Here is a 21,579-nt window from a genome sequence, read left to right on the forward strand (position 1 = left end):
GCGTCTGCTAGCCTCCGATCATGCCGGCGTTTCACCTCCGGAGCGACTGGACCTTCCTCGCGCCGCCCGCGAGGCTCTGGCCGGTGCTCGCCGATTCACCGCAGTACCCGCGCTGGTGGCCGGGCTTCGAGCGAGCTCGACAGCTCGACGACATCGGCGACGTCGTCCATTGTCGGGTGCGCGGCGACTTCGGCCTCACCCTCGAATTCCTTCAGCGCGTCGTGGTGCGCGAGCCACCCTGGCGGCTCGAGTTCCTGGCCGACGGCGACCTCATCGGTCGCGGCACCTGGACGCTCGCGGCCCACGACGGGGGCACCCGCGTCGTCATGCTGTGGGAGGTCGACCTGGGCCGCCCCGTCCTGCGCGCCCTGAGCCGCCTGCCGCCGGTGAAGCGAGCGATGGCCCGCAGCCACCACCGGGTGATGGAGCAGGGCCGACGCAGCCTCGTCGCCCTGCTCGAAGCTACTCGCCCTGCCTCGGCTCGATGAGCGTGTCCGCGGTCGGCGTCATCACCACCTCGTGCCCGTTCGAGAATTTCACCCGGTACGCGGGCGCCTCCTCGAGGCCGAGGACTTCGACGATCTCGCCGATCATTTCCGCATTCAGAGCATTCACGTGGATTCGATCTCCGACCTGTGCTCTCATGACGAAGCCCTTCGTGCGTTTTTCGTCCGGGCGTGTCAAGCGGGCTCAGCAGCTTTGCGTCGGGGGACAGTCCGGCGCAACGGGGTAAATCCACGGACCGCGGCTGCCCACGAAACGAGCAATCCTCGCAGGATTGCCCGCTCCGCTCGATCTTGGCGCGACATTTCGGGTGCCGCGCGACCCACTGTCGCACGCCGAGCCCGTCGTGCCGCTACTGGATCACCAGGTCGGCCGGCGAGCGCGGGGCGACCTCGTAGGTATCTTCATATTGAAACGCGAGGCCCGTCACCGCGAGCGACTGGCCGGCGGTGAGCGCCATCAGGGCCGCCGCGTCGAACCCGGCCGACACGTGGAAGAACAGCTGGATCTCCCCCGACCCGTCGTCCACCCACACCTTGTAGCCGTAGGGAGCGTCGTCGACGAACGTCTGCGTCACCGCGCCGGTGACTCGCACCAGGCGGCCCTCGACGTCCTCGTCGACCTCGCCGGTGGCGATCGGGGCCGGGGTGACCGCCGCGTTGTTGCCGAGGGACACGACGGCCGCCGGCTCGGCGGTCACGACCCGCAGCTTCGCCATCTGTCCCAGCTCCCCGGTCACCTCGACCTCGTCGCCGAGCGCCACCGACGCGGCCTCGTCCATCTTCACGTAGATGCCCGCGCCCTCGTCGGCGATGGCGAAGCCGCGCTCGAACGTCGCGGACTCGAAGGTGCCGGGCGCCACCGAGACGTGGCCCCGCACGGTCACCTGGGCGCCGTCCTCCTGCTGGCGGGCGGCGGCGATCGACGCGTCGGTCGCCTCCGGTTCGCGGCACGCGGTGAGGCTGGTGATCAGGCACAGGCCAACGAACAGGGAGCGGAGCGAGCGTGCGTGCGGCATGGCGATGATTCATACAACGCCGCGGCCGGGCCCGCGAGCGCGCCCCCTGCGCTCTACCGATCTCTCGCGCGCGGACGACCGAGCAGGCGCCGACCGACGGCGAGGAGGTGATGGCGCAGGGTGTCGTCGTCGAGGCTCGCGTATTCGGGGGCGCCGCCCGCCATCGCCAGCCCCGTGAACACCACGTGGAACGTGATCGCGTCATCGAGTTCGGGATTGTCGCCGGCGAGGACTGCTCGCATTCGAGTCCGCAGATCCTCGCCGCGCGGCTCCTGGAACGTCCGATTCACGACCCGCTGCATCCCTGGGTCGCTGTTGTACACGCCGAGCAGCAGGCGCTGACCGATGATGAGCTCGACGAAGCCGCGCAGCACGTGATCGACCTGCGCGCCGCGGCTCGGCCGGGTCCGCGCCGCCTCGATGACCTGCTCGAGCGCGTGCAACGTGGGCGCGGCGACGGCCTCGGCGATCTCGTCCTTGGTCTTGAAGTAGTAGTACACCGCCGCCTTCGTCACGCCGAGCGCGTCGGCGATCATCTGCAGCGACGTGCCCTCCACGCCGTGCTCGCTGAACAGCTTCAGCGCGGTGCCGAGCAGGCGCGATCGGGTGTCGTTGGCGGCGCTGCTGGCGGTCATCGGCCCTCCCCGGATGCTCGGCCATCGGCGCGCGCGCGACAAGGCCCGCACTGGCCGATCGGCTTGCAGGGCACTAGCCGATCGGCTAGTTTGGGCCCCGTCGCGGACGGCGCCGCCCGCGTACGTGCCCGATCGAGGTGTGATCAATGTCAGCCGAGCTCCTTTCGCCGCTCCCCATCAAACGAACCTGCCCTTACGCGCCGCCCGCCGAGCATCGCCGGCTGCGCGAGGAGCAGCCCATCGCCAAGGTGCAGCTGCCCAATGGCAGGATCGCTTGGGCCGTGACCCGGCACGAGCACATCCGGGCCATCCTGTCCGACCCGCGGTTCAGCTCGAACCGGCGTGATCCCGGCTTCCCCTCGCTGTCCCACGAGCCCCCGCCCGCGAGCGACCTCAAGCCGCTGCTGCTCGAGATGGACCCGCCCGAGCACGGGCAGGCGCGGCGCGCCGTGCTCGGCGAATTCACGGTCCAGCGGACTCAAGCGCTCGGGTCGCGCATCCAGCAGATCGTCGACCAGCACATCGACGCCATGCTGGCCGGTCCGAAGCCCGTCGATCTGGTGCAGGCGTTCTCGCTGCCGGTGCCATCGCTTGTGATCTGCGAATTGCTCGGGGTGCCCTACGCCGATCACGAGTTCTTCCAGACGCGCTCCTCGGCGCTCGTGAATCAGAAGACCCCGGCCGAGGAGATCGCGCGGGCGGTCGGCGAGCTCATGATGTATTTGGGCCGGTTGGTCGCGGACAAGGCCCAAAACCCCACCGACGACCTGCTGGGCCGCCAGATCGCCAAGCAGCGCGAGAGCGGCGGCGTCAATTACGAAGACCTGGTGTCGATGGCGTTCCTCCTGCTGCTCGCCGGGCACGAGACCACGGCGAACATGATCTCGCTCAGCACCCTGGTGCTGCTGCAGCAGCCGGACAAGCTGGCCGCCCTCCAGCGCGATCCGTCGAAGACGTTGGCGGCGGTCGAGGAGCTGCTGCGCTACTTCACGATCGCGGAGCATGCGCTCGGCCGCGTCGCCAAGGAGGACGTGGAGCTCGGCGGCGTGCGCATCGCCGCCGGCGAGGGCGTGCTCCTGCTGGCCAACACTGCCAACCGCGACCCTGCAGTGTTCGGCAACGCCGACGAGCTCGACCTCGAACGCGGCTCGCGCAACCACCTCGCGTTCGGCTTCGGCCCGCACCAGTGCCTCGGTCAGAACCTCGCCCGCCTCGAGCTGCAGATCGTCATCGACACCCTGTTCCGGCGGATCCCCGGGCTGCGGCCCGCAGTCCCGGTGGACGAGCTGCCCTTCAAGGACGAGACCACCGTCTACGGCATCCGCGAGTTCCCGGTCACCTGGTGACCGCCGCGAATCGACAGAGAGGAGCTACGAACATGCGAGTACTCATCGACGAGAGCAAGTGCTGCGGCGCCGGCCAGTGCGTGATGATCGCGCCCAGGGTGTTCGATCAGCGGGACGACGGCATCGTGATCCTGCTCGACGCTGCCCCCCCGACCGAGCTGCACGCCGCCGTGCGCGAGGCGGCCTGCGTGTGCCCCGGCGCCGCGATCGCGCTGGACGAGGGTGCGTGACCCCCGGGCCGCCCCGCGCGCGAACTGAAGTTCGGGCGCGCGACCGGGCGCGTGCGTCTTGACCTGGGCGGACCGGCGCGACAACGAACCCCGGCCCTGAACGGGGCGCGCGCCGGCCCGCAGCGCCCCATTTAAAAATTTCGCCGAGAAAATTTCGGACCGTGTCGATCCCGCCGGCCCTCGTTCGACGTGCTGTCATGGTCATGAAGCACATCTCGATCGCCGCGTGTCTGTTCGTCGCCGCCTGCGAGAGCGAGCCGGACGGGCCCATCGCCTACGAGGACATGGATTTCGCGCAGCGCCACGCGTTCATGAGCGAGGTCGTCCTGCCGCAGATGAAGGAGGCCTTCGTCCGCTTCGACGCCGGGTTCGAGGCCATGAGCTGCGCCACCTGCCACGGCGACGGCGCGAGCGACGGCACGTATGCGATGCCGAGCCCGCAGATCCCCCGGATCCCCGCCACCGAGGAGGCTTTCTTCGAATACCTCGAAGATCCGGAGCACGCGCGGTGGGCTCAGTTCATGAGCGAAGAGGTCTGGCCGGACATGGCCGAGCTGCTCGGGGTGCCGGTCTACGACCCGAAGACCGCCCCCGACGGCTTCTCGTGCAGCAACTGCCACATGGTCGAGGGCCAGCAATGAGCCGGCTGCCGCTCACGGGCCCGGCGGCAGCTCGCTGACGAAGCGGGCCAGCAGCGTGCGCACCCCGTGCGGCGCGCCGAAGTCGATCACCAGCTTGCGCGCCTCGCCGTCACCGATCTCCTGCAGCACCCGGCCGGCGCCGAACTTCGGGTGCAGGGCCCGCCGCGCCGCCGCGACCGCCGCCGCGACCGGCCGCACCAGCCGGGGCACCAGCGCCGGGGCGGCGTCGGGCCGCGCGTGCGCCGGCACGGGCTCGTGAGCGTCCGGGTCGACCAGGTCGAGCTCGCACAACATGTCCCAAAGGCCATCCATCGGCTCGTCGGCGATCCACTTCTCGAGGCTGCGCGGCAGCAGGAGCGTGCCGTCGGCCCACGCGGCGATCGCCGTCGACGCCCACGGCCGCAGCCGCCGCGGGACGCAGTAGAACACGCCCTGCGTGCGCGCCACAGCCACCTGGTCGCGGGGACAGCCGCGCGACCACGCGGCCTCGGCGTGCGCGGCGACCTGGGACAGGGTCATGTCGTAGTGGTCCTCGAGGTGCGGCACCTGGCACGCGAACACGGCCAGCAGGGCGTCGGTCAGCTCGGCCTCGAGGTCGCGCTCGACCCGGGCGACCGCGTCGAGGTCGAGCTCGGGCGGCCCTGCCACGCGCCGCGCCCAGTCGTGACGCGGGTCGAGGCCGGCGAACAGCGCGTGGAGCTGGCGGTATTCGGCGAGGGTGGTGAGCAACGCTTCGGGCGCGGCGATCGGGCCTTCGGTGCGGGACACGGCGCCGCCATGCTACCCGGTCGCGCTGCCGGATGGTCACCCCGGGTGCATCTTCCGGGCGGCCGGCGTCGGACGCTGGCGATGCTCGAGCGGTCGGTGCGGGTCGGAGGCTTCGTGATCGCGGCCTCGTCAACTGGGTCTTCCCGCGAGGCCCACGACCACACCCACCTGGGGCCGCGAACCTTCACCTGCCACTCCCGAAGCTGTCGACCCAGCATGCATCCGCGCATTCGCGCGACGGGTGCGACATTGTTGCGGGCGCTCCCTCGCTGCAACGACAGGTTCGCCCCGATGTGAACGAGGCGCTCCGACTTTGGCTCGTGTCAACTGACCATGCCCCGCCATTGCCGATGGAACATTGAATCGGACCCGAATGCTCCGGAGACCGGCGCGAGGCGTTCATCTGACATTGCGCCCCGGCGCCGGGTGGAACATTGAATCGGACCCGAAGCTCCGAAAACAGGCGCGAGTCGTTGTCTCTGCCCAGCGCGCCGAACCACGTTGCGATCCTGGTGGAACATTGAATCGAACCAGGAGCTTTGAAAATGCAAAAGCGAGGCGTCCCGAGAGGGTGCAAGCCCCCGAAGCAAAGTCGGTCCAGGGGCCGAGTCTGCCGATATGAACTCCGCTGCGAGCGGCACTCGACACGCTGCGCTTCCAGCCCGGCCCGATCCATGCGACCCTGACGTGAAGGGCTCCATGTACTGACTCTATCACCGCGGCGTTGCCGTATGGGTGCGATCATGAGTGAATATGAAGATATCGTGCGCATGGTGTTCGACAATCTCGATGTCATGGCCTGGGCGACGGACGCCCGAGGCATCGTGAAGCTCTCGGAGGGCGGAGCGCTCCACGCGATCGGGATGAAACCCGGGCAGCTCGTCGGCATCGACGTCATGGACATGTACCGCGACCGGCCCGAAAACATCGGGCCCCTCAAGCTGGCGCTCGCCGGCGAGGCCCACACCTCCCTCTCCCGCGAGAACGGGAGGATCATAGAGACTCAACTCAAGCCGATGCGCAGCACCTCGGGCGAGCTGCTCGGCGTCGCCGGGCTCAGCGCCGACGTGACCGAGCGCGAGCTGGCGAGGCAGGAGCTGGCCCGCCAGACCGACGAATTGCGCAGACTGGCCGAGCTGCTCGACCTCACCCACGACGCGATCATCACCCGCACCATCGGTGGCACCATCACGTATTGGAATCGCGGCGCCGAGCGGCTCTATGGCCACGAGAGCGCGGCAGCGATGGGACGCGCCTCGCACGAGTTGTTGCGGACCCGCTTCCCCGCCGAGCCCGAGACGATCGACCGCCAAATGCTGGCGGCCGGCTACTGGAACGGCGAGCTCGCCCACGCCCACGCCGACGGCCGGGAGATCGTCGTCGCCAGCCGCTGGGTGCTCAAGCGCGGGAAAGACGGCCGAGCCGAGGAGGTGCTCGAGCTCAACACCGACATCACTGCGCACAAGCGGGCCCAGGCCGAGGAAGCGCAGCGGCAACAGCTGCTCATCGCCCAGGCGCGGGCGATCCAGGAGCTGTCGACGCCGCTGATCCCGGTCACGGACGAGATACTCGTGATGCCGATCATCGGGACCGTCGATACGGCGCGTGCCACGCAGATCACGGAGGCCATCCTCCGCGGCGTTTCAGAATCACGGGCACGATTCGTCATCCTCGACATCACCGGCGTGCTCGTCGTCGACACGGCGGTCGCGGGCGCAATCCTCCGCACCGCTCACGCGGCGCGGTTGCTGGGTACCGAGGTGATCATCACCGGGATCCGCCCAGAGATCGCGCAGACCCTGGTGCAGATCGAGGCGAACTTCGAGCGCCTCGTCACCTGCGGCACGCTCCAGCGGGGCATCGCCTTCGCGCTCGGGAAGCGCCAGCTCCACGCCTGAATCATCGCGGCGGCCCTGCTCGCGGGCGATCACTCGAGACGGAGCGCGCCCCCGACCGTCATGAATGCGCCGTCGCGAGTGGCGACGCTCGGCAGGTCGACCTCGAGCGCATACGACCCCGGCGGCAACGCAGGGCCGGGCTCCCACGCGGGGTCCGGCCCCAGAGTCCAGCCGTTCGCGTCCGGCCCGGGATCCATGCGCACCCAGGTCCGCGTCTCGACCTCCGCGTCGAACCGGAGCGTGGCGCCGGGCCGCAGATCGACGGCGAGACCGGTCATCGCACAGAGCAGCTCGCCCTCCTCCTCGGGCGGCAGGTTCGAGGTGCCGTCGGCAGCGCGCACGCGCGTCCGCAGCGGGCAGTTCAAGACGAGGCGGACCGGCCGCGGCTCCGCGTTCGTGACCCGCACTGCGAAGCGTGCGAGCGCACCCGAGCGGACCACCAGCGGGTCCGGCACGATCTCGAGGCGAAGCGAGGGCGCCGGCGTCCGCTCCTCCGTCGATACGAGGAGACCGCCGCAGCGCTGCCTCACCGACTCGAATTCCTCCTCGCCCACGACCTCGCACGGCGCCGTCGCCGTCGTGACGGACACGCCCGCCTGTTCGACTCGCGCGCGCTGTCGCGGACCCGCACACGCGCACAGCACGAGCAGCAGGAGAGCGCGAGGCGGAGCCGTCACGCGCACCAGGGTGACCGATCGCGGGCCGAGAAGGAAGCGACGCGATCGAGCATTGCGGCTCGCGCGACTCTGCCACCAGCGCCATCCGCTCGGCGCATACCCTCGCGGTGCGCCATCACTGCGGCAGGACGCAGGCGCCGAGGTCCTCGTTGCCGGGCGGCGCCTCGCCGGGCCCGTACCACGGGAGGCACTGCTGCAGCGCGCCGGGGCAGCTCGGCGGCAGGTCGAGATCGCAGTACGCGAGGCAGCAGCCGACGACCTGCGGATCGCACTCGCTGGCCGACAGAGAGTCGGCGCAGAACAGGCCGGGATCGCAGGCATTGAGGAACTCGCAGGGGTCGAACAGCTGCCCCTCGTCCCCCGATGCGTCCGGAACACACGTGAACTCGACGCCGACGGCGGCGCAGAGCTCGTCGGCCGCGCAGACCGGCGCCAGCGGATCGCAGGCCGGCAGGCACAGGCTCAGGACGCCGTCGTTGGCGATCGCGCAGGCGGTCGCCGGATCGTCGCAGATCGGCTCGTCGGGGTGCCCCTCGCACATGGCGACGCAGGTGCCCTGCAAGGTGTCCTCGTCGACGTGCCAGCACACCACGCCGCGGTCGCAGGTGTCGACGCCGCTGGCGATGCTGCCCTCGACGGTGCACGGCTCGCCGGGCTGACCGGGCTCGGGGAAGATCGGGACGCAGCGCTCGCTCTCCCAGTTGTCGTCGCCGTCGCCGGAGTACGGCACGCACTTCTCGCCGCGCGGGCAGTCCTGGTCCCACACGCTGCAAGGCAGCTGGCTGCAGCGCAGCCCGAGCTCGCCGCCGGAGACGAGGCCGCAAGCGTCGGGCGGGACGATGAACTGCGCGCCCTCGCTGGTGCTGCCGTCGCTGGGGTCGGTGGTGGTCGGCACAGCGGTCGTGCCGGCGGTCGACGTCGTCGAGGTGGTGGCAGGGCCCGTCGTCGTCGTCCCGGTCGTCGTGGTGCCGCTCGCGGGCTCGCCCGTGGTCGAGGGATCGTCGGTGGTCTGGGGCGCCTGCGGACCGCAGGCGAGCGCGAGCAGGAGCGGCACAATCAGATGTCCCCGAGGACAGGTACGAGACGACGCGATGGGAGGCGTACGGCGGGGCACCCGGGCGAGTATATCGCCGTCGTGCGCAGCGCGCCCAGACCGAGCGGCGCCGAGACCCGGACCTGCCCGCCGGCAGGTGCTATGTACATACCGAGAGTGCGCGCCCGGAGCCCTCGCCGAAGCTGCCCCCATTCATAGGAGCGCCGGAGCACCGGAAAGGACATTGTTTCGGCCCGGGCGGTGCGAATGCGTGCAGACGATCCGAGCTCGCCGGCGGGCCCGAGCCCCGGCGTCAGGGCTGCCTGGCGGCGCGCGCGGGCGTCGGCGCAGCGAGACGCAGCGTTCGACCGCGATATGGGGCGTGCCGGGGTCGCAGCGCCCGTCGGCGCGGGAGGCGGGCGCGGTTCCGGCTCGGCGGCCGGCGCGATGTGCTGTAGACTGCGGCGCCCAGGGCCGCGGCTGCGCCCGACAGGTCGAAGATGCCCGAGCTCGGCGCCGGAACGCTATTCGCCAATCGCTTCGAGATCGACCGCCTGGCCGGCAGCGGCGGCATGGGAGTGGTGTATCGCGCGCGCGACCGCGCCAGCGGCGAACATGTCGCGCTCAAGCTGCTCCAGATCGGCGTGGGTGGCCCGGACGACGCGGCCCGGTTCACCCGCGAGGCCCGGCTGCTGGCGGAGCTGCGCCACCCGGGGATCGTCGGCTACGTCGATCACGGGCAGACCCCGGAGGGCCAGCGATTCCTGGCGATGGAGTGGCTGGAGGGCGAGGACCTGAGCGGTCGCCTGGCGCGCGGCCGGCTGCCGCTGGCCGACTGCGTCGCGCTGGTCGATCGGATCGCGGACGCCCTGGCGTGCGCGCACGGGAGCGGCGTGGTCCACCGCGACCTCAAGCCGAGCAACGTGTTCCTGGTGGGCGCGGAGATCGGCCGGGCCACGCTGCTCGACTTCGGGATCGCGCGCCGCCTGTCCGCGTCGCACGTCCTGACGGCGACGGGGCGGGTGATCGGGACGCCGGAGTACATGGCGCCGGAGCAGGCCCGCGGGGCCCGCGACCTGACGCCGGCCGCCGACCTGTTCGCGCTGGGGTGCATCTTCTACGAGTGCCTGACCGGCCACTCGCCGTTCGCCGCCGATCACCTCGCCGCGGTGCTGGTGCGGATCCTGTTCGAGGCGCCCGCGTCCCTGGCCGAGCGGCGGCCCGGCCTGCCCGCGCCGCTGGTCCGGCTCGTCGAGCGGCTGCTGGCCAAGGAGCCGGCCCAGCGCCTGCCCGACGCCGAAGCGCTGCGCGCCGAGCTGGCGGCGCTCGGCGAGCTGCGGGAACCTATCCTCGGGGACACCCTCGCCACGCGCCAGGTCCACGCCTTCGCGCTGCGCGAGCAGAACCTGTGCAGCGTCGTGCTCGCCGCGCCCCGACGCGGCGAGGCGACCGACGACCACAGCCGCGGGGCCACCTTGCTCCCGCAGGAGCTCGCGGCGGCCGACGACGAGCGCGACGCGCTGCTGCGCACGCTCCACGGCCTCGGCGTCTCCGCCGACGTCCTCGGCGACGGCGCGCTGGTGGTGGTGGCGCCGCCGACCGAGAGCGCCACCGACCAGGCCACCCGGGCCGCCCGCGCGGCCCTGCTGATCAAGGAGCGCTGGCCGACGGCGACCGTGGCGATGGCGACCGGACGCGGCGCCCTCGACGGCCGCACCGCCGTCGGCGAGGTCGTCGAGCGGGCCGCGAACACGCTGCAGCGCGCCGATCTGCGGCTCGTCGACACCGGGCCCGGGGTCCTGCTCGACGCCCTGAGCGCCGATCTGCTGGCGGGGCGGTTCAGCCAGACGCCGCGCCCCGACGGCGCGCTGCTGCTCGCGGAGGAGCGAGCGGTCGACACCGGGCGGCCGCTGCTCGGCAGGCCCACGCCGTGCGTCGGCCGCGAGCCCGAGCTCGCCGCCCTCGAGGCGCAGCTGGCCGGCGTCGAGGACGACTCGCAGGCGCGCGCGGTGCTGTTCATGGCGCCGCCGGGGGTCGGCAAGTCGCGCCTGCGGCACGAGTTCGTGCGCCGCGTGGCGCAGCGCGGTCGGCCGGTCACGCTCCTGTTCGGGCGCGGCGACCCGATGCGCTCCGGCGGGCCCCACGGGCTCCTGGTCGACGCGCTGCGCCGGCTGTGCGACCTCGAGGGCAGCGGGCCGCTCGCCGAGCAGCAGCAGCGGCTCCGCGCCCGCATCGGCGCGCACGTCCCCGCGGGCGAGCGGGAGCGCGTCGTGCTGTTCCTCGGCGAGATGTGCGGCGTGCCGTTCCCCGACGACGGCGCGGCGATGCTGCGAGCGGCGCGACAGGAGCCGAAGCTCATGCGTGGCTGCCTGAGCCGCGCCTTCCTCGACTGGCTCGCCGCCGAGTGCGAAGCGGCCCCGGTCGTCCTCGTGCTCGACGATCTGCAGTGGAGCGACGGCGCCACGGTGGCGGCGGTCGACGAGGCGCTGCGCGACCTGCAAGAGGCGCCGCTGCTGGTCCTCGCGTTCGCCCGGCCCGAGGTGGACGAGGCGTTCCCGCGGCTGTGGCAGGCGCGCGCGCTGCAGCGGGTCCCGCTCAAGGCGCTGAGCAAGCGCGCGTGCGAGCGGCTGATCCAGCACGCGCTCGGGCCCGGCGTGGCGGCGGAGGTCATCGCCCGCGCGGTCGAGCGGTCGGCCGGCAACGCGCTGTACCTCGAGGAGCTGATCCGCTCGATCGCCGCCGGCAAGTCCGACGAGCAGCCGTCGACGGTGCTGGCGATGCTGCAGGCTCGGATCGGGGCTCTCGCGGCCGGGGCCCGGCGGGCGGTGCGAGCGGCCGCGGTGTTCGGCGAGCGGTTCTGGCGCGGAGGCGTGGGCGTGGTCCTCGGGCTGCCCGGCGGGTCCGACGAGCTCGCGGGCTGGCTGTCCGCGCTGGTCGACGCCGAGCTCGTCCAGCCGACGACGACCAGCCGCCTCGCGGACGAGCAGGAGTTCGCCTTCCGCCACGCGCTCGTGCGCGACGCCGCCTACGGCCTGTTGACGGCCGAGGACCTGACGACCGGACACCGGCTCGCGGCCGGGTTCCTCGAGGCCGCCGGTGAGCACGACGCAGTCGTCGCCGAGCACTGGGAGCTCGGAGGCGACCCGGAGCGCGCGGCCGCCTCCTACGTGCGCGCCGCGGAGGGCTGCATCGATCGCGGCGACCACGCCGGCGCGCTGCGCCACGTCGCCCACGGCCTCGCCTGCGCCCCTGACGGCGAGCTGCGTGGGCAGCTGTGCAGCGTCAGCAGCTACGCCGCCTTCTGGCTCGACCGCCACGAGGGCCTGGCCGAGACGGCGGAGGAGGCGATGGCGCGGCTCCGGCCCGGCAGCCGCGGCTACTGCCGCGCCATCCTCCCGGCGATCCTGGCCGCCATGGGCCGCGCCGACGAGGCCCGGGTCGGCGAGCTCGTGGCCCGCCTGCTGGCGACCGAGCCGGACGAGGACGCCCGCGCCGCCGACGTCGAGGCCGTCGCCACAGTCACGTCGTCGCTGCTCGGCGCGGCCGCGCCGGCTTCGCTGCTCGCGGCGCTGCTGCACCGGCTCGAGGCGAGCGTCCGCCTCGCCGAGCCCGCGCACCCGGCCAGCCGCCGCTACCTGCAGGACGTGCGCGGCGGCCTGGCCTTCTTCCGCCAGCCCCGCCCGTGGACCATGCTCGCGGCGTGGGGCGCCGGCGCAGTGCTGTGCCGCGAGGCCGGCGACAGCAGGCTCGAGCTCAGCCTGCTCGGCTCGCGCGAGTGGGGCTGGCTGGAGCTCGGCGACGCGGAGGGGGCCCGCGACCGCCTGCGAGCGCTCGCGCCGGCGATGGCCACGAGCCAGGACGTCGTGACCACGGCGCTGTGGCGCAACCGGCTGGCGCGCGTGCTCTGCGAATTCCCGGCCGCGAGCGCCTGGGCCGAGGCCGAGGAGCTGGTCGCGCCGATGCTCGCGCACACCGGCGGCATCATGCACTTCCGCGTCCTCGCCCAGGGCATCGTGGCCCGCGTCTCGCTCCTGCGCGGGCAGCCGGGCGACGCCGAGGCCCACGCGCGCGCGGCCATGGCTGTCTTTTCGGACATGCCGCTGTGGTTGTTGCACACCGCGTCCGTCCACGTGCGCGCCCTGCTCGCCCTCGACCGGGCCGACGAGGCCGTCGCGGTCGCCGAGCGGGTCCTCGGCGTGCTCCCCGGCCTCGGCGGAGCCGGCCACCCCGAGATCGAGCTCCGCCTCGCCGCCAGCGAGGCCTTCCACGCCGCCGCGCACGTCGAGCGCGCCCGCGCCGAACTGCGCGAGACCCTGCGCCAGATCGACCTGCGCGCCGACGACATCGCCGACCCCTCGTGGCGGCACAGCTACCTGTCCCGCAATCCGTACTGCCTCCGCGCCCGCACGCTCGCCGACGCGTGGGGCGTGTCCTGAACACCCCGCCGACGCTCCACCGCGGTCCGCCCTGGCGTCGCTCGCGGGCCCGCGGCGAGCCCCGCTCAGGCCTCGCCGTCGCGGAGGCCCAGCCGGCGCTTGAGCTCGGCGATCGCCCGCCGACTGACCTGGGCGCGCTGGCCGTCGGACAGCTCGAGCACCGCCGCGCCGTCGCGCTGGTGCAGCGCCCGCGCCTCGCGGAGGTTGACGAGCTCGCTCCGGTGCACCCGCAGGAAATCGAGGCCGGCGAGCCGCTCCTCGAGCATGTTCAAACTGTCGTCGAGGACATGTTCTTCGGGACCGACGCGGAACACGGTGTACTTGTCGGAGGCGTGGAAGCGGGTGATCGACCGCGGGTCGAACAGCCGCACCGAGTCGCCGGCGCGCGCGGAGATCCGGACCGGCGCGGCGGGTCCGGCGGGGCGCGCCCGGGCCGCGACGCGCGCGAGCGCCTGCTCGAGCCGCGCCTGCTGCACCGGCTTGAGCAGATAGTCGTGGGCCGCGACCGCGAACGCCCGCACCGCGTAGTCCGGGTGCGCGGTGACGAAGACGAGCGCCGGCAGCTCGGCCGTGGTCTCGGCCAGCTCCATGCCGTCGAGCTCCGGCATGTGAATGTCGAGCAGCACCACGTCCGGGCGCAGCGCGACGATCTGGCGCAGGGCCGAGGCCCCGTCGTCCGCCTCGCCGACGACCTCGACGTCCGCGATCCGCTCGAGCATCCGCACCAGCCGGCGGCGCGCCGGCGCCTCGTCGTCGACCACCAGCACCTTCACGCCGGGCCCTCCCCGCGCGCGGGCGCCACCGGCAGGCGCAGGCGGGCCGAAAACCCGCCGCTCGCCCCGGGGCCGGCCTCGAGCCCCGCCGCCGCGCCGTAGGCGAGCCGCAGCCGCTCGCGCAGATCGGCGAGGGCCGTGCCGCTGCCGGGGCGAGTCGTTCGCGGCGCGGCGGGCCGGGCCGCGTCGTCCTCGACCCGCAGCTCGAGCGACCCGTCGACGCGGGCGGCGACGATCCGCACGGTCGCGCCGGCCCGGCTCGCGGCGACCCCGTGGCCGACCGCGTTCTCGACCAGCGGCTGCAGCACGAGCGGCGGGACCAGCAGCGACTCGGTCGCAGGATCGACGGCGAACTCGACCCGCAGGCGCTCGCCGAAGCGCAGCCGCTCGACCTCGACATAGTCGCGGACCGCCGCGAGCTCGTCGCGGAGCGGCACCTCGAGCGTGCGCGACCCGTCGAGGCTGTAGCGGAACAGGCCGGCGAGGCGCTCGACCGCCTGCTCGGCGAGCGCGGGGTCGTCCTCGATCAGGCTGGCGACCGTGTTGAGGGCGTTGAACAGGAAGTGCGGGTTGGTGCGGGCCTGCAGCGCGGACAGCTGGGCGCGCAGCGCCTCGCGGCGGAGCTCCTCCTCGCGGCGCTCGAGCGCGCGGCGGCGGTCGTGGATGCGCTCGAGCGCGGCCGCGGTGACGAACAGGGTCACGGAGACGACGACGGCGATCCGCAGCACCCGAGTGCGGCTGGCATCGACGTCGGCGACCCACCCGAGCGCGGCGTAGAGACGCACCGAGAGCTCGGCCGCGACCACCACCGCGACGCCGACGGCCCCGGCGCGGGCGACCCACCGCAGCGGCCGACCGCGACCGGGGAGCAGCGGCGCGAGCACCAGGTTGAACAGCCCGCTGGCGAGCAGCTGGACGAGGACCATGATCGTCGCGTTGAAGGCGAACGTGCGCGCGAGCTCGGCGAAGCTCGAGCGGCCGAGTGCGGCGAGCATCGCAGTCAGGGCCACCGGCACGAACGCGACGATCCACGCGTCCTCGCGCAGGTCGTCCGCCCACGCGCGCAGGCGGGTCCGCAGCGACGAGCTTCCGGCTGCCGGCATGCACGAGAGGGTAGCAAGCGAGGGCTCGCGCCGCTCGCTCGTCACGCCCCGTCCCGGGTGTAACGAGCCTTCCACGCCCTGGCCGCGGGCACACCGATCAGCGTCGGCAGCACCCACGGCAAAAACGCGAGGTCGGCCGGCAATCCGGCCCCGAACAGGCGACTTACGTTGAACACGCTGAAGGCGGTCAAGGCGGCGACGGCGGCCCCGAGCATGCTCTCGAGGTGGCGCACGAGCCAGGCCCGGCGCTCGGTCTGCGGTCGCGAGTGGTAACGCAGGTCGTGCCATCCGCCGTGACTTCCGATCGCGCCGAAGATGATCATCAACGCGCTCCCCTGGCAGATCCCCGCGATCGCCAGCGCGGCCCCGGTGCCGAGCACGAACACCGCCATCGCTCGATCGACGAGCGCGCCGTGGACCGCCCGCCGGCGCCCGACCGCGACCGCCCGCATGCCGCTCGTCACCGCCTGCAGGATGAGCACCCCGAGGTACGCGAGGAAGCAGCCGAACTGGCGCATCCCTGCGATCTGCGCCGCCGCCTGTTCGGGGCTCTGCGGCGACGACGGCGGCTTGACTGCCAGCGGGACCGCGATCCACAGGCCCGCGATCACGAGCCCCGAGACTGCAGTGATGGCCATGGCCGCGACGAAGATCATGCCGACCCGGCGGTGCAGCGCGCCGCCCTTGCGGGCGACCAGCGGCGGGACGAGGGTCAGCAGGCTCGTCACGCCGGCGCCGATGTGGAGAGTGAGGAGGGGCAGGTAGAGTTCGCGCATCGGCTTGGTCTCGCAGCGAGGATAGGCCCCTGCCCCCGCGCGGCGCCGCAGCGTCCGGACAGGCGGCGGCCGGCGTCCGACGAACGGCGCGTGCGGGGCGATGAACGGCGCGGCGAACCATCGCCGCCAGTCGTGACAGCGCACCCTCGTGGGAGCGCGAGCCTCACGACGAGCGCGGTCACACGAGCGAGCGAAACGCCGCGAGCATTTGCCGGCCCGCGACTCCCGTCATTCGCCGTCGCTCCGACGAATGCCGGCTCGCTTCTCCCCGAGCAGCGCGAAATCTACGTTCGCCCCGATCGCCGCCGATGCGCCGTCTCGACCCTCTGTCCACATCAGAAGACCTATCTATGGTGCAAAACTAGCACTTCCCCTGGCTTCTCGTTTCCACAAAACTAGGCGTCGATCGGTCAGAGTCGGTCAAAGTCGACGAAAATCCGCGCACATGCCGCGTTTTACACCGATATTTACGCTTTCTTGAGGTCAACGGCCGCTCTCCTGACGTCCTCTTTATCTCAGGATCGGGAAACTAGTTGAGGTCAGACGAGGGGTCCACAATGCTGAATCGAATCACCACTTCCGGGAATGATTGCTCGTTCAATGCGCCGATCGCTGGTGCGACGACCGCGCGGTACTTCCGCGAACTCGCCGATGTCACGGTGATGGGGAAGGACGAGGAGATGGCCGCGGCCACGCGTCTGATCGAGCTGAAGAAGGCCATGTGGGCCGCCTTCCTGAGCTACCCGCCGTTCGTCTCGGCCATCTGCGCCCTGATCGCCGAGCGCCTGTCGGCCGAGGCCGTGGCGCCGGCCGTGCTCGAGGCCGTCGAGAAGACCTCGCGGGCCCTCCGCGACCGCGTCCTGAAGAGCCACGAGGAGGCCTTCAACGCCGCGCGCAACGCCCTCATCGATCGCCTGGTGTTCGCCGACGTCGACAGCGTCGTCGCCGACTCCATCCTCGCCGACCTCACCGGCCTCGAGGGTGACCGCGGCGTCGCCACCAACATGAAGGTGAAGCCGCCCTACCGCGACAGCGCCCCCTTCGTCCGCTACGTCGCCGCCGCCCGCAAGTCCCACAACGCGGTGATGCTGGCCAAGAACGCCTTCGTGCGCTCGAACCTCCGCCTCGTCGTCGCCATCGCCCGCCGCTTCGCCCGCAGCTCGATCCCGCTGCAGGACCTCATCCAGGACGGCAACATGGGCCTGATGAAGGCCGTCGACCGCTTCGACCCCACCCGCGGCTGCCGCTTCGCCACCTACGCGGCCTGGTGGATCCGCTACGCCATCACCCGCGCCATCGTCGACACCGACCGCAGCGTCCGCCTGCCCCTCCACATGATCGATGCCTGCAAGAAGGTCAACCGCGCCCGCCGCGAGTACGAGGTCATGTACGGCCGCACCCCCACCGACGAGGAGCTGTCCTCGGCCACCGGCATCAGCATGGAGCGCATCCAGCGGATGAGCTGGTCGCTCATCGACCAGCCGCTCAGCCTCTCGCTGCCGGCCACCCGCGACGGCGAGAGCAGCCTCGCCGACACCCTCGTCGACGCCAGCCAGGCCACCCCCTACGAGCTGATGGACTCCGCCCTCCTGCAGGACGCCCTGCTCGAGGTGTTCGAGAAGCTGTCGCCGATGGAGGCCGACATCCTCCGCAAGCGCGTCGGCCTGGACGGCGAGCCCGAGCTCACCCTCAAGGAGATCGGCGCCAACTACTCGCTCTCGCGCGAGCGCATCCGTCAGCTGCAGGAGCAGGCGCTGCGCAAGCTCCGCTCGGAGTTCGAGCGCCGCCAGCTGATGTAAGAAGTTCCTCGGACCAGCCCGACCACGAGCCGGCCGCCCCCACCGGGGGGCGCCCGGCTCGCGGCTTTTGGTCGGTGCGCTGATTCGCGAATCGTCGGCCCTGCGCCGGCATGGCGAACGTGAAGCAGGTGGCCTCGTCGCGGGAGCGACCTCGACCTCCGCCGCGATGTAGAGGCCCACTCTCGGGCGCCGCGGCCCAGCATCACGGAGCGACGCGGACGACCTCGTTGGCGCCCGCGTCGGCGTACCACAGGTCGCCCTCCGGACCGATCGTGATCCCCATGATGCGCTTGGCCGGCGTGGACATGCGATCGATCTCCTTGCCCTCGAGATCGAACGCGATGATGTCGCCGGTCCCGTGCTCGGACACCAGCAGCCGGCCGTCGTGCAGCGCGAGGCCCGAGGGCTCGTCGAGACCCTCGACGAGCACCTGCACGTCGGCACCCTCGACGCCCGTGTACTCGGCGCCGTCCCAGTCGCCGGGGAGCTTGCCGGTGTTCGTGCCGGTGGCGGTGTCGAGGCGCAGCAGCCGGCCGGCGCCGGTGTCGGCGACGTACAGCATCCCCGTCGCGTGATCGAGCTCCATGTGCCCGGGGATGTTGCCCAGCCGGGTCACCGTGACGTCGGTGTAGCGGGTGATGATGCCGTCGGAGTGGTCGCCGCCGCCGGGTCCGTGATCGGCCTGGAAGTCGTAGCGCACGATGTTGCCGTGCATGCCGTCGAAGGCCCAGAACGCGTTGCCGGCCTCGTGGGCGATGCCCATGCACAGCGGGCTCTGGTGCAGCATGTCGAGGTGGCTGCCCTCGATCCCCTCGGGCGGGAACGCCTGGCCGACCTTGGCGAAGATGTCCAGGTCGGCCGGCCACAGCGCCGGGCCCATGAAGTCGTCCGGGTCCTGCGGCCCGACGTTCCACTCGTTGCGCGACTCCTGACAGGTGGCGAACGTGTTGTCGTCGGTGAACGCGGCCGATGAGACGTAGGCCATGAAGTGCTGCCCGTACGCGTCGATGCGCTCCTCCGAGGTCTGCTGCGGGGTGCCGGGCTCGAAGTAGATGACGACGCCGTGGCTCAGCATGTTGAAGGTCCACAGCTGCTCGGGCGCGGCCGGGTTGAACTCGAGGTCGCGGACCGCGTGCAGGCCGTCGTCGGCGGTGCCGATGACGACGAAGGTCCCGCCGAACTCGGGGACGACGTGCGCCTCGCCGGTGGTGCCGCTGGTCGGCGCGTCGGTGGTGCCGGCCGTCAGCTCGTTCGCGCCGGTCGTCGTGCCGGGCTCGCCCGTGCTGCCCGTCGAGGTCGCGCCGTCCGTCGAGTTCGGGTCGCCTCCGCAAGACGCGACGGTGAGCGAGAAGAGGAGCGAGAGCGAGAGACGCGGCGACATCGCGGGGAGGATACACCACGTCCACGGAGCTCGCCGCTCGTCGCAGCAAAACGCGACTCGCGCACCAGACGGCCGTTGCGTGGGAAATTACGCGCCCTGCGCCCGAACGACGCGGTCGAGCCCGCCGCCTTCTGGCGTGCGCAGCGAGCCCGCGGCGAGCGGCGCCGAGAGCGGGTCCGGAGACAACCTCGCAGCGCCGTGCGTCGCGCTGGAGCTCCGGCGCTCCATTCGATACGTCTTATATATAGCATGTCCAAACAGACATTACATTAGGAACATGTCTCATGAGACATCACGTCCACGACGTCGCCAGCTGCCCCGACCTCGAGCGAGACGGCTTGCGAGAAACACGCATGACCGATGGCCCACGGTGACGGCCACCGTGCGCCGTCGCTATGCGAGGAGTTTCGGCGACACGTTCGCCATCACCTCGTCGCTATTTTTCCATCCGCCACGCGCGGGCCTCTCCCTCATCGTGAGCCCGATGCCGCCATACGCCGCGAACCGCTCGACGTCCCCGACGGCAGGCATCGCGTATTCGCTCTCGCGCCCGCGTCGCTGCCATTTCACCACGACGCCGTAACTGCGGATCACCGATTCTCGCCACGCACGCGCTGCCGGACATGTCCCTCGGGAGCGGTACATGTCCCTGCGGACCCGAAGCCTCGGCGAGCGGATCCGTCGGGCGCGAGGCCGTGTCTTCGTCGCCGCTATTGGGGGGAGCTGTCCATATCGAGGCGAGCACGGCCGCTGTTACACTGCAGCCGTGGTTCAGCTCGCTCGCCCGGCGCTCGCGCTCCTGCTCCTGGCGTTCGGATGTGCGAGTGACGTCGACGGTGGTGACGACAGCGTCGGCAGCAGCGACAGCGACAGCGACGGCGACAGCGACACCGGCGGCGACGGCACCCCGGAGGCGACCGCCCTGCCGCTCGAGATCCTCGGCCCGGCCGGCACCGCGGTCGCCGTCAGCATCGAAGTCCCCGACGACCTCGCCGGCGCGTCCGCGGCCGAGCTCGCGCTGACCGTGCACAACGTCCTCGAGGCGGGCGCCGCCTTCGTCATCGTCGGCGACGGCGAGCCGATCGATCTCGGGGCGCCCGCGCATCGCCTCGCCCGCGCTTCGGGGGGTCACGCGACCGCCTCGCTCGCGCTCCCCGACGGCACGCTGCACGCGGGCGCGAACCGCATCGTGTTCCGCTATGACCGGGAGATCCGCGACGTCTCGGGCTTCCGCGTGCTCGACCTGGCGCTCGTCGTCAATGGGAAGCGCCTCGAGACCGACCTGCCCGCCGACGATCCCGCCACCTGGACCGCGCCCTCCACCGACGCCGACGCGATCGCTCGCGGCCAGCGGTTCTTCACCGCCGAGAGCCGCGACGGCGGCCCGCCGTGCGCCCGCTGCCACGCCGACGACGGCGCCGACCTGGCCTACTTCGCCTTCTCCAACCACAGCGTGATCGCCCGCGCCGAGCATCACCTGTTCACCGCCGAAGAGGCCGCCGACATCGCCAGCTACGTCCGCTCGCTCCCCGTCGCCGCGATCGGGCATCCGTTCGACCCGCCGTTCCAGCCCGGCGAAGCCAAGGTCGGCGCCGCCGGGGCCGGGCACGGCGCGGTGCTCCCCGAAGACGACGCGCTCGCTGCGGCCCTCTTCCCCGACGGCTTCCCCGACGCGCCGGCCTGGGACATCGCCGCCTCGTTCGACACCTCGACGATCGCCCTGCCCGTCGCCACGCCGTCCTGGTCGCGCTGGCTGCCGCGCAAGATCGACGCCACATGGTTCACCCGCGGCGACGGCATGCTCGCCATCGCCGAGGCCGCGCTCGCCGAGGGCGGCAGCCTCGAGGCGGCGCAGGCGTTCTCGAGCGCCGCGGTGCACCTCGGTACGGAGATCTTGATCACCACCGGCGACCACGCGAGCCGCGTCGAGTTGCTGCGCTACGCCGCGGTGAAGCTGTGGGACTGGCAGCGGCGCCACGGCGGCTTCGACGGCCCCGACCACGGCTTCCCCGACGGCGGGCCCGCCTTCCCTTACGAGGTCGGCTTCGCCTTCTTCGAGGCGGCGTTCGCGGGCGGCCTGCCCGATGCGATGCACCAGGCCTTCTCGTGGTGGACGGCGCAGGCGGCGGTGAACCCGGGGCGCGGCCACACCACCGGCGATCGTCCGCTCAATTGGCGCGACGTCCTCACGGTCGCGGACTCGGCGGGCGCCGGGCCCTGGACCCTCACCTACCTTCACCTCGTCGGCAGCCTCGAAGAATCCCAGGGCGCGCTCGCCGACGACTTCGGCACCGATCGCGGGCCGGTGCGGCTGCTCGCGGTGCCCCTCCGTCGCGTCGCCGGTCCCGTCCGCGCCGCGCTGCTGCGTCGCTTCCTGACCCGCGAGGCGGAGTTCCTCGCCGGCGGCGGCGCGCTCACCTCCGATCACCACGTCGTGCTGGGCAACGCCTGGCGCGACGGGTGCGACGGTCTCACGTCCGAACAGCGCGCCGAGCTGCGCGCGCTCGCGCCGGTCGAGGCCGCGACCGACCTCGCGGCTTGTCCTTAGCTAGCTTGCTCGA

19 protein-coding genes are annotated in these 21,579 nt (G+C 72.0%); 8 read left to right on the forward strand and 11 right to left on the reverse strand.

Annotation, left to right across the window (positions count from 1 at the left end):
* Positions 1–20 precede the first annotated feature (20 nt).
* Entirely contained in the window at positions 21–488 is a 468-nt protein-coding gene (locus tag OV090_RS10135) for an SRPBCC family protein (RefSeq protein ID WP_267703375.1), read from the forward strand.
* Here OV090_RS10135 and OV090_RS10140 read toward each other — a convergent pair.
* The 3 genes from OV090_RS10140 to OV090_RS10150 all read right to left on the reverse strand — a co-directional run bounded on the left by OV090_RS10140 (position 463) and on the right by OV090_RS10150 (position 2,157).
* Positions 463–684: a DUF1918 domain-containing protein gene (locus OV090_RS10140; RefSeq protein ID WP_267703376.1), complete on the reverse strand. Its 222-nt coding sequence runs from the start codon at positions 682–684 to the stop codon at positions 463–465. The genes OV090_RS10135 and OV090_RS10140 overlap by 26 nt on opposite strands.
* A gap of 172 nt (positions 685–856) precedes the next feature.
* On the reverse strand, positions 857–1,522 hold the full coding sequence (locus OV090_RS10145) for a DNA-binding protein (protein WP_267703377.1): 666 nt from the start codon (positions 1,520–1,522) through the stop codon (positions 857–859).
* A 53-nt stretch (positions 1,523–1,575) separates the two neighbouring features.
* Positions 1,576–2,157, reverse strand: coding sequence for a TetR/AcrR family transcriptional regulator (locus OV090_RS10150; protein ID WP_267703378.1), 582 nt, complete (start codon positions 2,155–2,157; stop codon positions 1,576–1,578).
* Between the two features lie 146 nt (positions 2,158–2,303).
* Between OV090_RS10150 and OV090_RS50600 the strand changes: the two genes are divergently transcribed.
* The 3 genes from OV090_RS50600 to OV090_RS10165 all read left to right on the forward strand — a co-directional run bounded on the left by OV090_RS50600 (position 2,304) and on the right by OV090_RS10165 (position 4,374).
* On the forward strand, positions 2,304–3,503 hold the full coding sequence (locus OV090_RS50600) for a cytochrome P450 (RefSeq protein ID WP_346660361.1): 1,200 nt from the start codon (positions 2,304–2,306) through the stop codon (positions 3,501–3,503).
* A gap of 32 nt (positions 3,504–3,535) precedes the next feature.
* Entirely contained in the window at positions 3,536–3,733 is a 198-nt protein-coding gene (locus OV090_RS10160; protein WP_267703380.1) for a ferredoxin, read from the forward strand.
* A gap of 203 nt (positions 3,734–3,936) precedes the next feature.
* Positions 3,937–4,374: a hypothetical protein gene (locus OV090_RS10165; protein WP_267703381.1), complete on the forward strand. Its 438-nt coding sequence runs from the start codon at positions 3,937–3,939 to the stop codon at positions 4,372–4,374.
* A gap of 12 nt (positions 4,375–4,386) precedes the next feature.
* On the opposite strand, the gene OV090_RS10170 is transcribed toward OV090_RS10165, so the two are convergent.
* Positions 4,387–5,142, reverse strand: coding sequence for a hypothetical protein (locus tag OV090_RS10170; RefSeq protein ID WP_267703382.1), 756 nt, complete (start codon positions 5,140–5,142; stop codon positions 4,387–4,389).
* 731 nt (positions 5,143–5,873) lie between these two features.
* Here OV090_RS10170 and OV090_RS10175 point away from each other — a divergent pair.
* A complete protein-coding gene (locus OV090_RS10175) occupies positions 5,874–7,040 on the forward strand; it encodes a PAS domain S-box protein (protein WP_267703383.1) in 1,167 nt (388 codons plus the stop codon).
* 29 nt (positions 7,041–7,069) lie between these two features.
* On the opposite strand, the gene OV090_RS10180 is transcribed toward OV090_RS10175, so the two are convergent.
* On the reverse strand, positions 7,070–7,630 hold the full coding sequence (locus tag OV090_RS10180; protein ID WP_267703384.1) for a hypothetical protein: 561 nt from the start codon (positions 7,628–7,630) through the stop codon (positions 7,070–7,072).
* 202 nt (positions 7,631–7,832) lie between these two features.
* Complete coding sequence (locus OV090_RS10185) at positions 7,833–8,771, reverse strand: hypothetical protein (protein WP_267703385.1); 939 nt, start codon at positions 8,769–8,771, stop codon at positions 7,833–7,835.
* Positions 8,772–9,250: 479 nt separating this feature from the next.
* Here OV090_RS10185 and OV090_RS10190 point away from each other — a divergent pair, with 479 nt between their 5' ends.
* The gene (locus OV090_RS10190) at positions 9,251–13,186 is read left to right on the forward strand and encodes a serine/threonine-protein kinase (RefSeq protein WP_267703386.1); all 3,936 of its coding nucleotides are present in this window, start codon (positions 9,251–9,253) and stop codon (positions 13,184–13,186) included.
* A gap of 65 nt (positions 13,187–13,251) precedes the next feature.
* Here OV090_RS10190 and OV090_RS10195 read toward each other — a convergent pair whose 3' ends face one another.
* Genes OV090_RS10195 through OV090_RS10205 form a run of 3 tightly spaced genes read right to left on the reverse strand, consistent with a single transcriptional unit; the run spans position 13,252 to position 15,838 of the window.
* Positions 13,252–13,959 carry a LytTR family DNA-binding domain-containing protein gene (locus OV090_RS10195; protein ID WP_267703387.1) on the reverse strand — a complete coding sequence of 236 codons (708 nt, stop codon included), beginning with the start codon at positions 13,957–13,959 and terminating at the stop codon, positions 13,252–13,254.
* Positions 13,956–15,062 (reverse strand): histidine kinase, encoded by a 1,107-nt coding sequence (locus OV090_RS10200; protein ID WP_267703388.1) that lies wholly within the window; start codon positions 15,060–15,062, stop codon positions 13,956–13,958. The genes OV090_RS10195 and OV090_RS10200 overlap by 4 nt, the downstream gene beginning before the upstream one ends.
* Positions 15,063–15,103: 41 nt before the next feature.
* Positions 15,104–15,838, reverse strand: coding sequence for a hypothetical protein (locus OV090_RS10205; RefSeq protein WP_267703389.1), 735 nt, complete (start codon positions 15,836–15,838; stop codon positions 15,104–15,106).
* A 557-nt stretch (positions 15,839–16,395) separates the two neighbouring features.
* Here OV090_RS10205 and OV090_RS10210 point away from each other — a divergent pair.
* Positions 16,396–17,637, forward strand: a complete 1,242-nt coding sequence (locus OV090_RS10210) for a sigma-70 family RNA polymerase sigma factor (RefSeq protein WP_267703390.1) — start codon at positions 16,396–16,398, stop codon at positions 17,635–17,637.
* Positions 17,638–17,839: 202 nt separating this feature from the next.
* On the opposite strand, the gene OV090_RS10215 is transcribed toward OV090_RS10210, so the two are convergent.
* On the reverse strand, positions 17,840–19,018 hold the full coding sequence (locus tag OV090_RS10215) for a hypothetical protein (protein ID WP_267703391.1): 1,179 nt from the start codon (positions 19,016–19,018) through the stop codon (positions 17,840–17,842).
* 393 nt (positions 19,019–19,411) lie between these two features.
* Positions 19,412–19,612: a hypothetical protein gene (locus tag OV090_RS10220; RefSeq protein ID WP_267703392.1), complete on the reverse strand. Its 201-nt coding sequence runs from the start codon at positions 19,610–19,612 to the stop codon at positions 19,412–19,414.
* 172 nt (positions 19,613–19,784) lie between these two features.
* Between OV090_RS10220 and OV090_RS10225 the strand changes: the two genes are divergently transcribed.
* On the forward strand, positions 19,785–21,566 hold the full coding sequence (locus OV090_RS10225) for a hypothetical protein (protein WP_267703393.1): 1,782 nt from the start codon (positions 19,785–19,787) through the stop codon (positions 21,564–21,566).
* Positions 21,567–21,579: the final 13 nt, after the last annotated feature.

Source organism: Nannocystis sp. RBIL2 (assembly GCF_026626745.1).
Taxonomy (GTDB): Bacteria; Myxococcota_A; Polyangia; order Nannocystales; family Nannocystaceae; genus Nannocystis.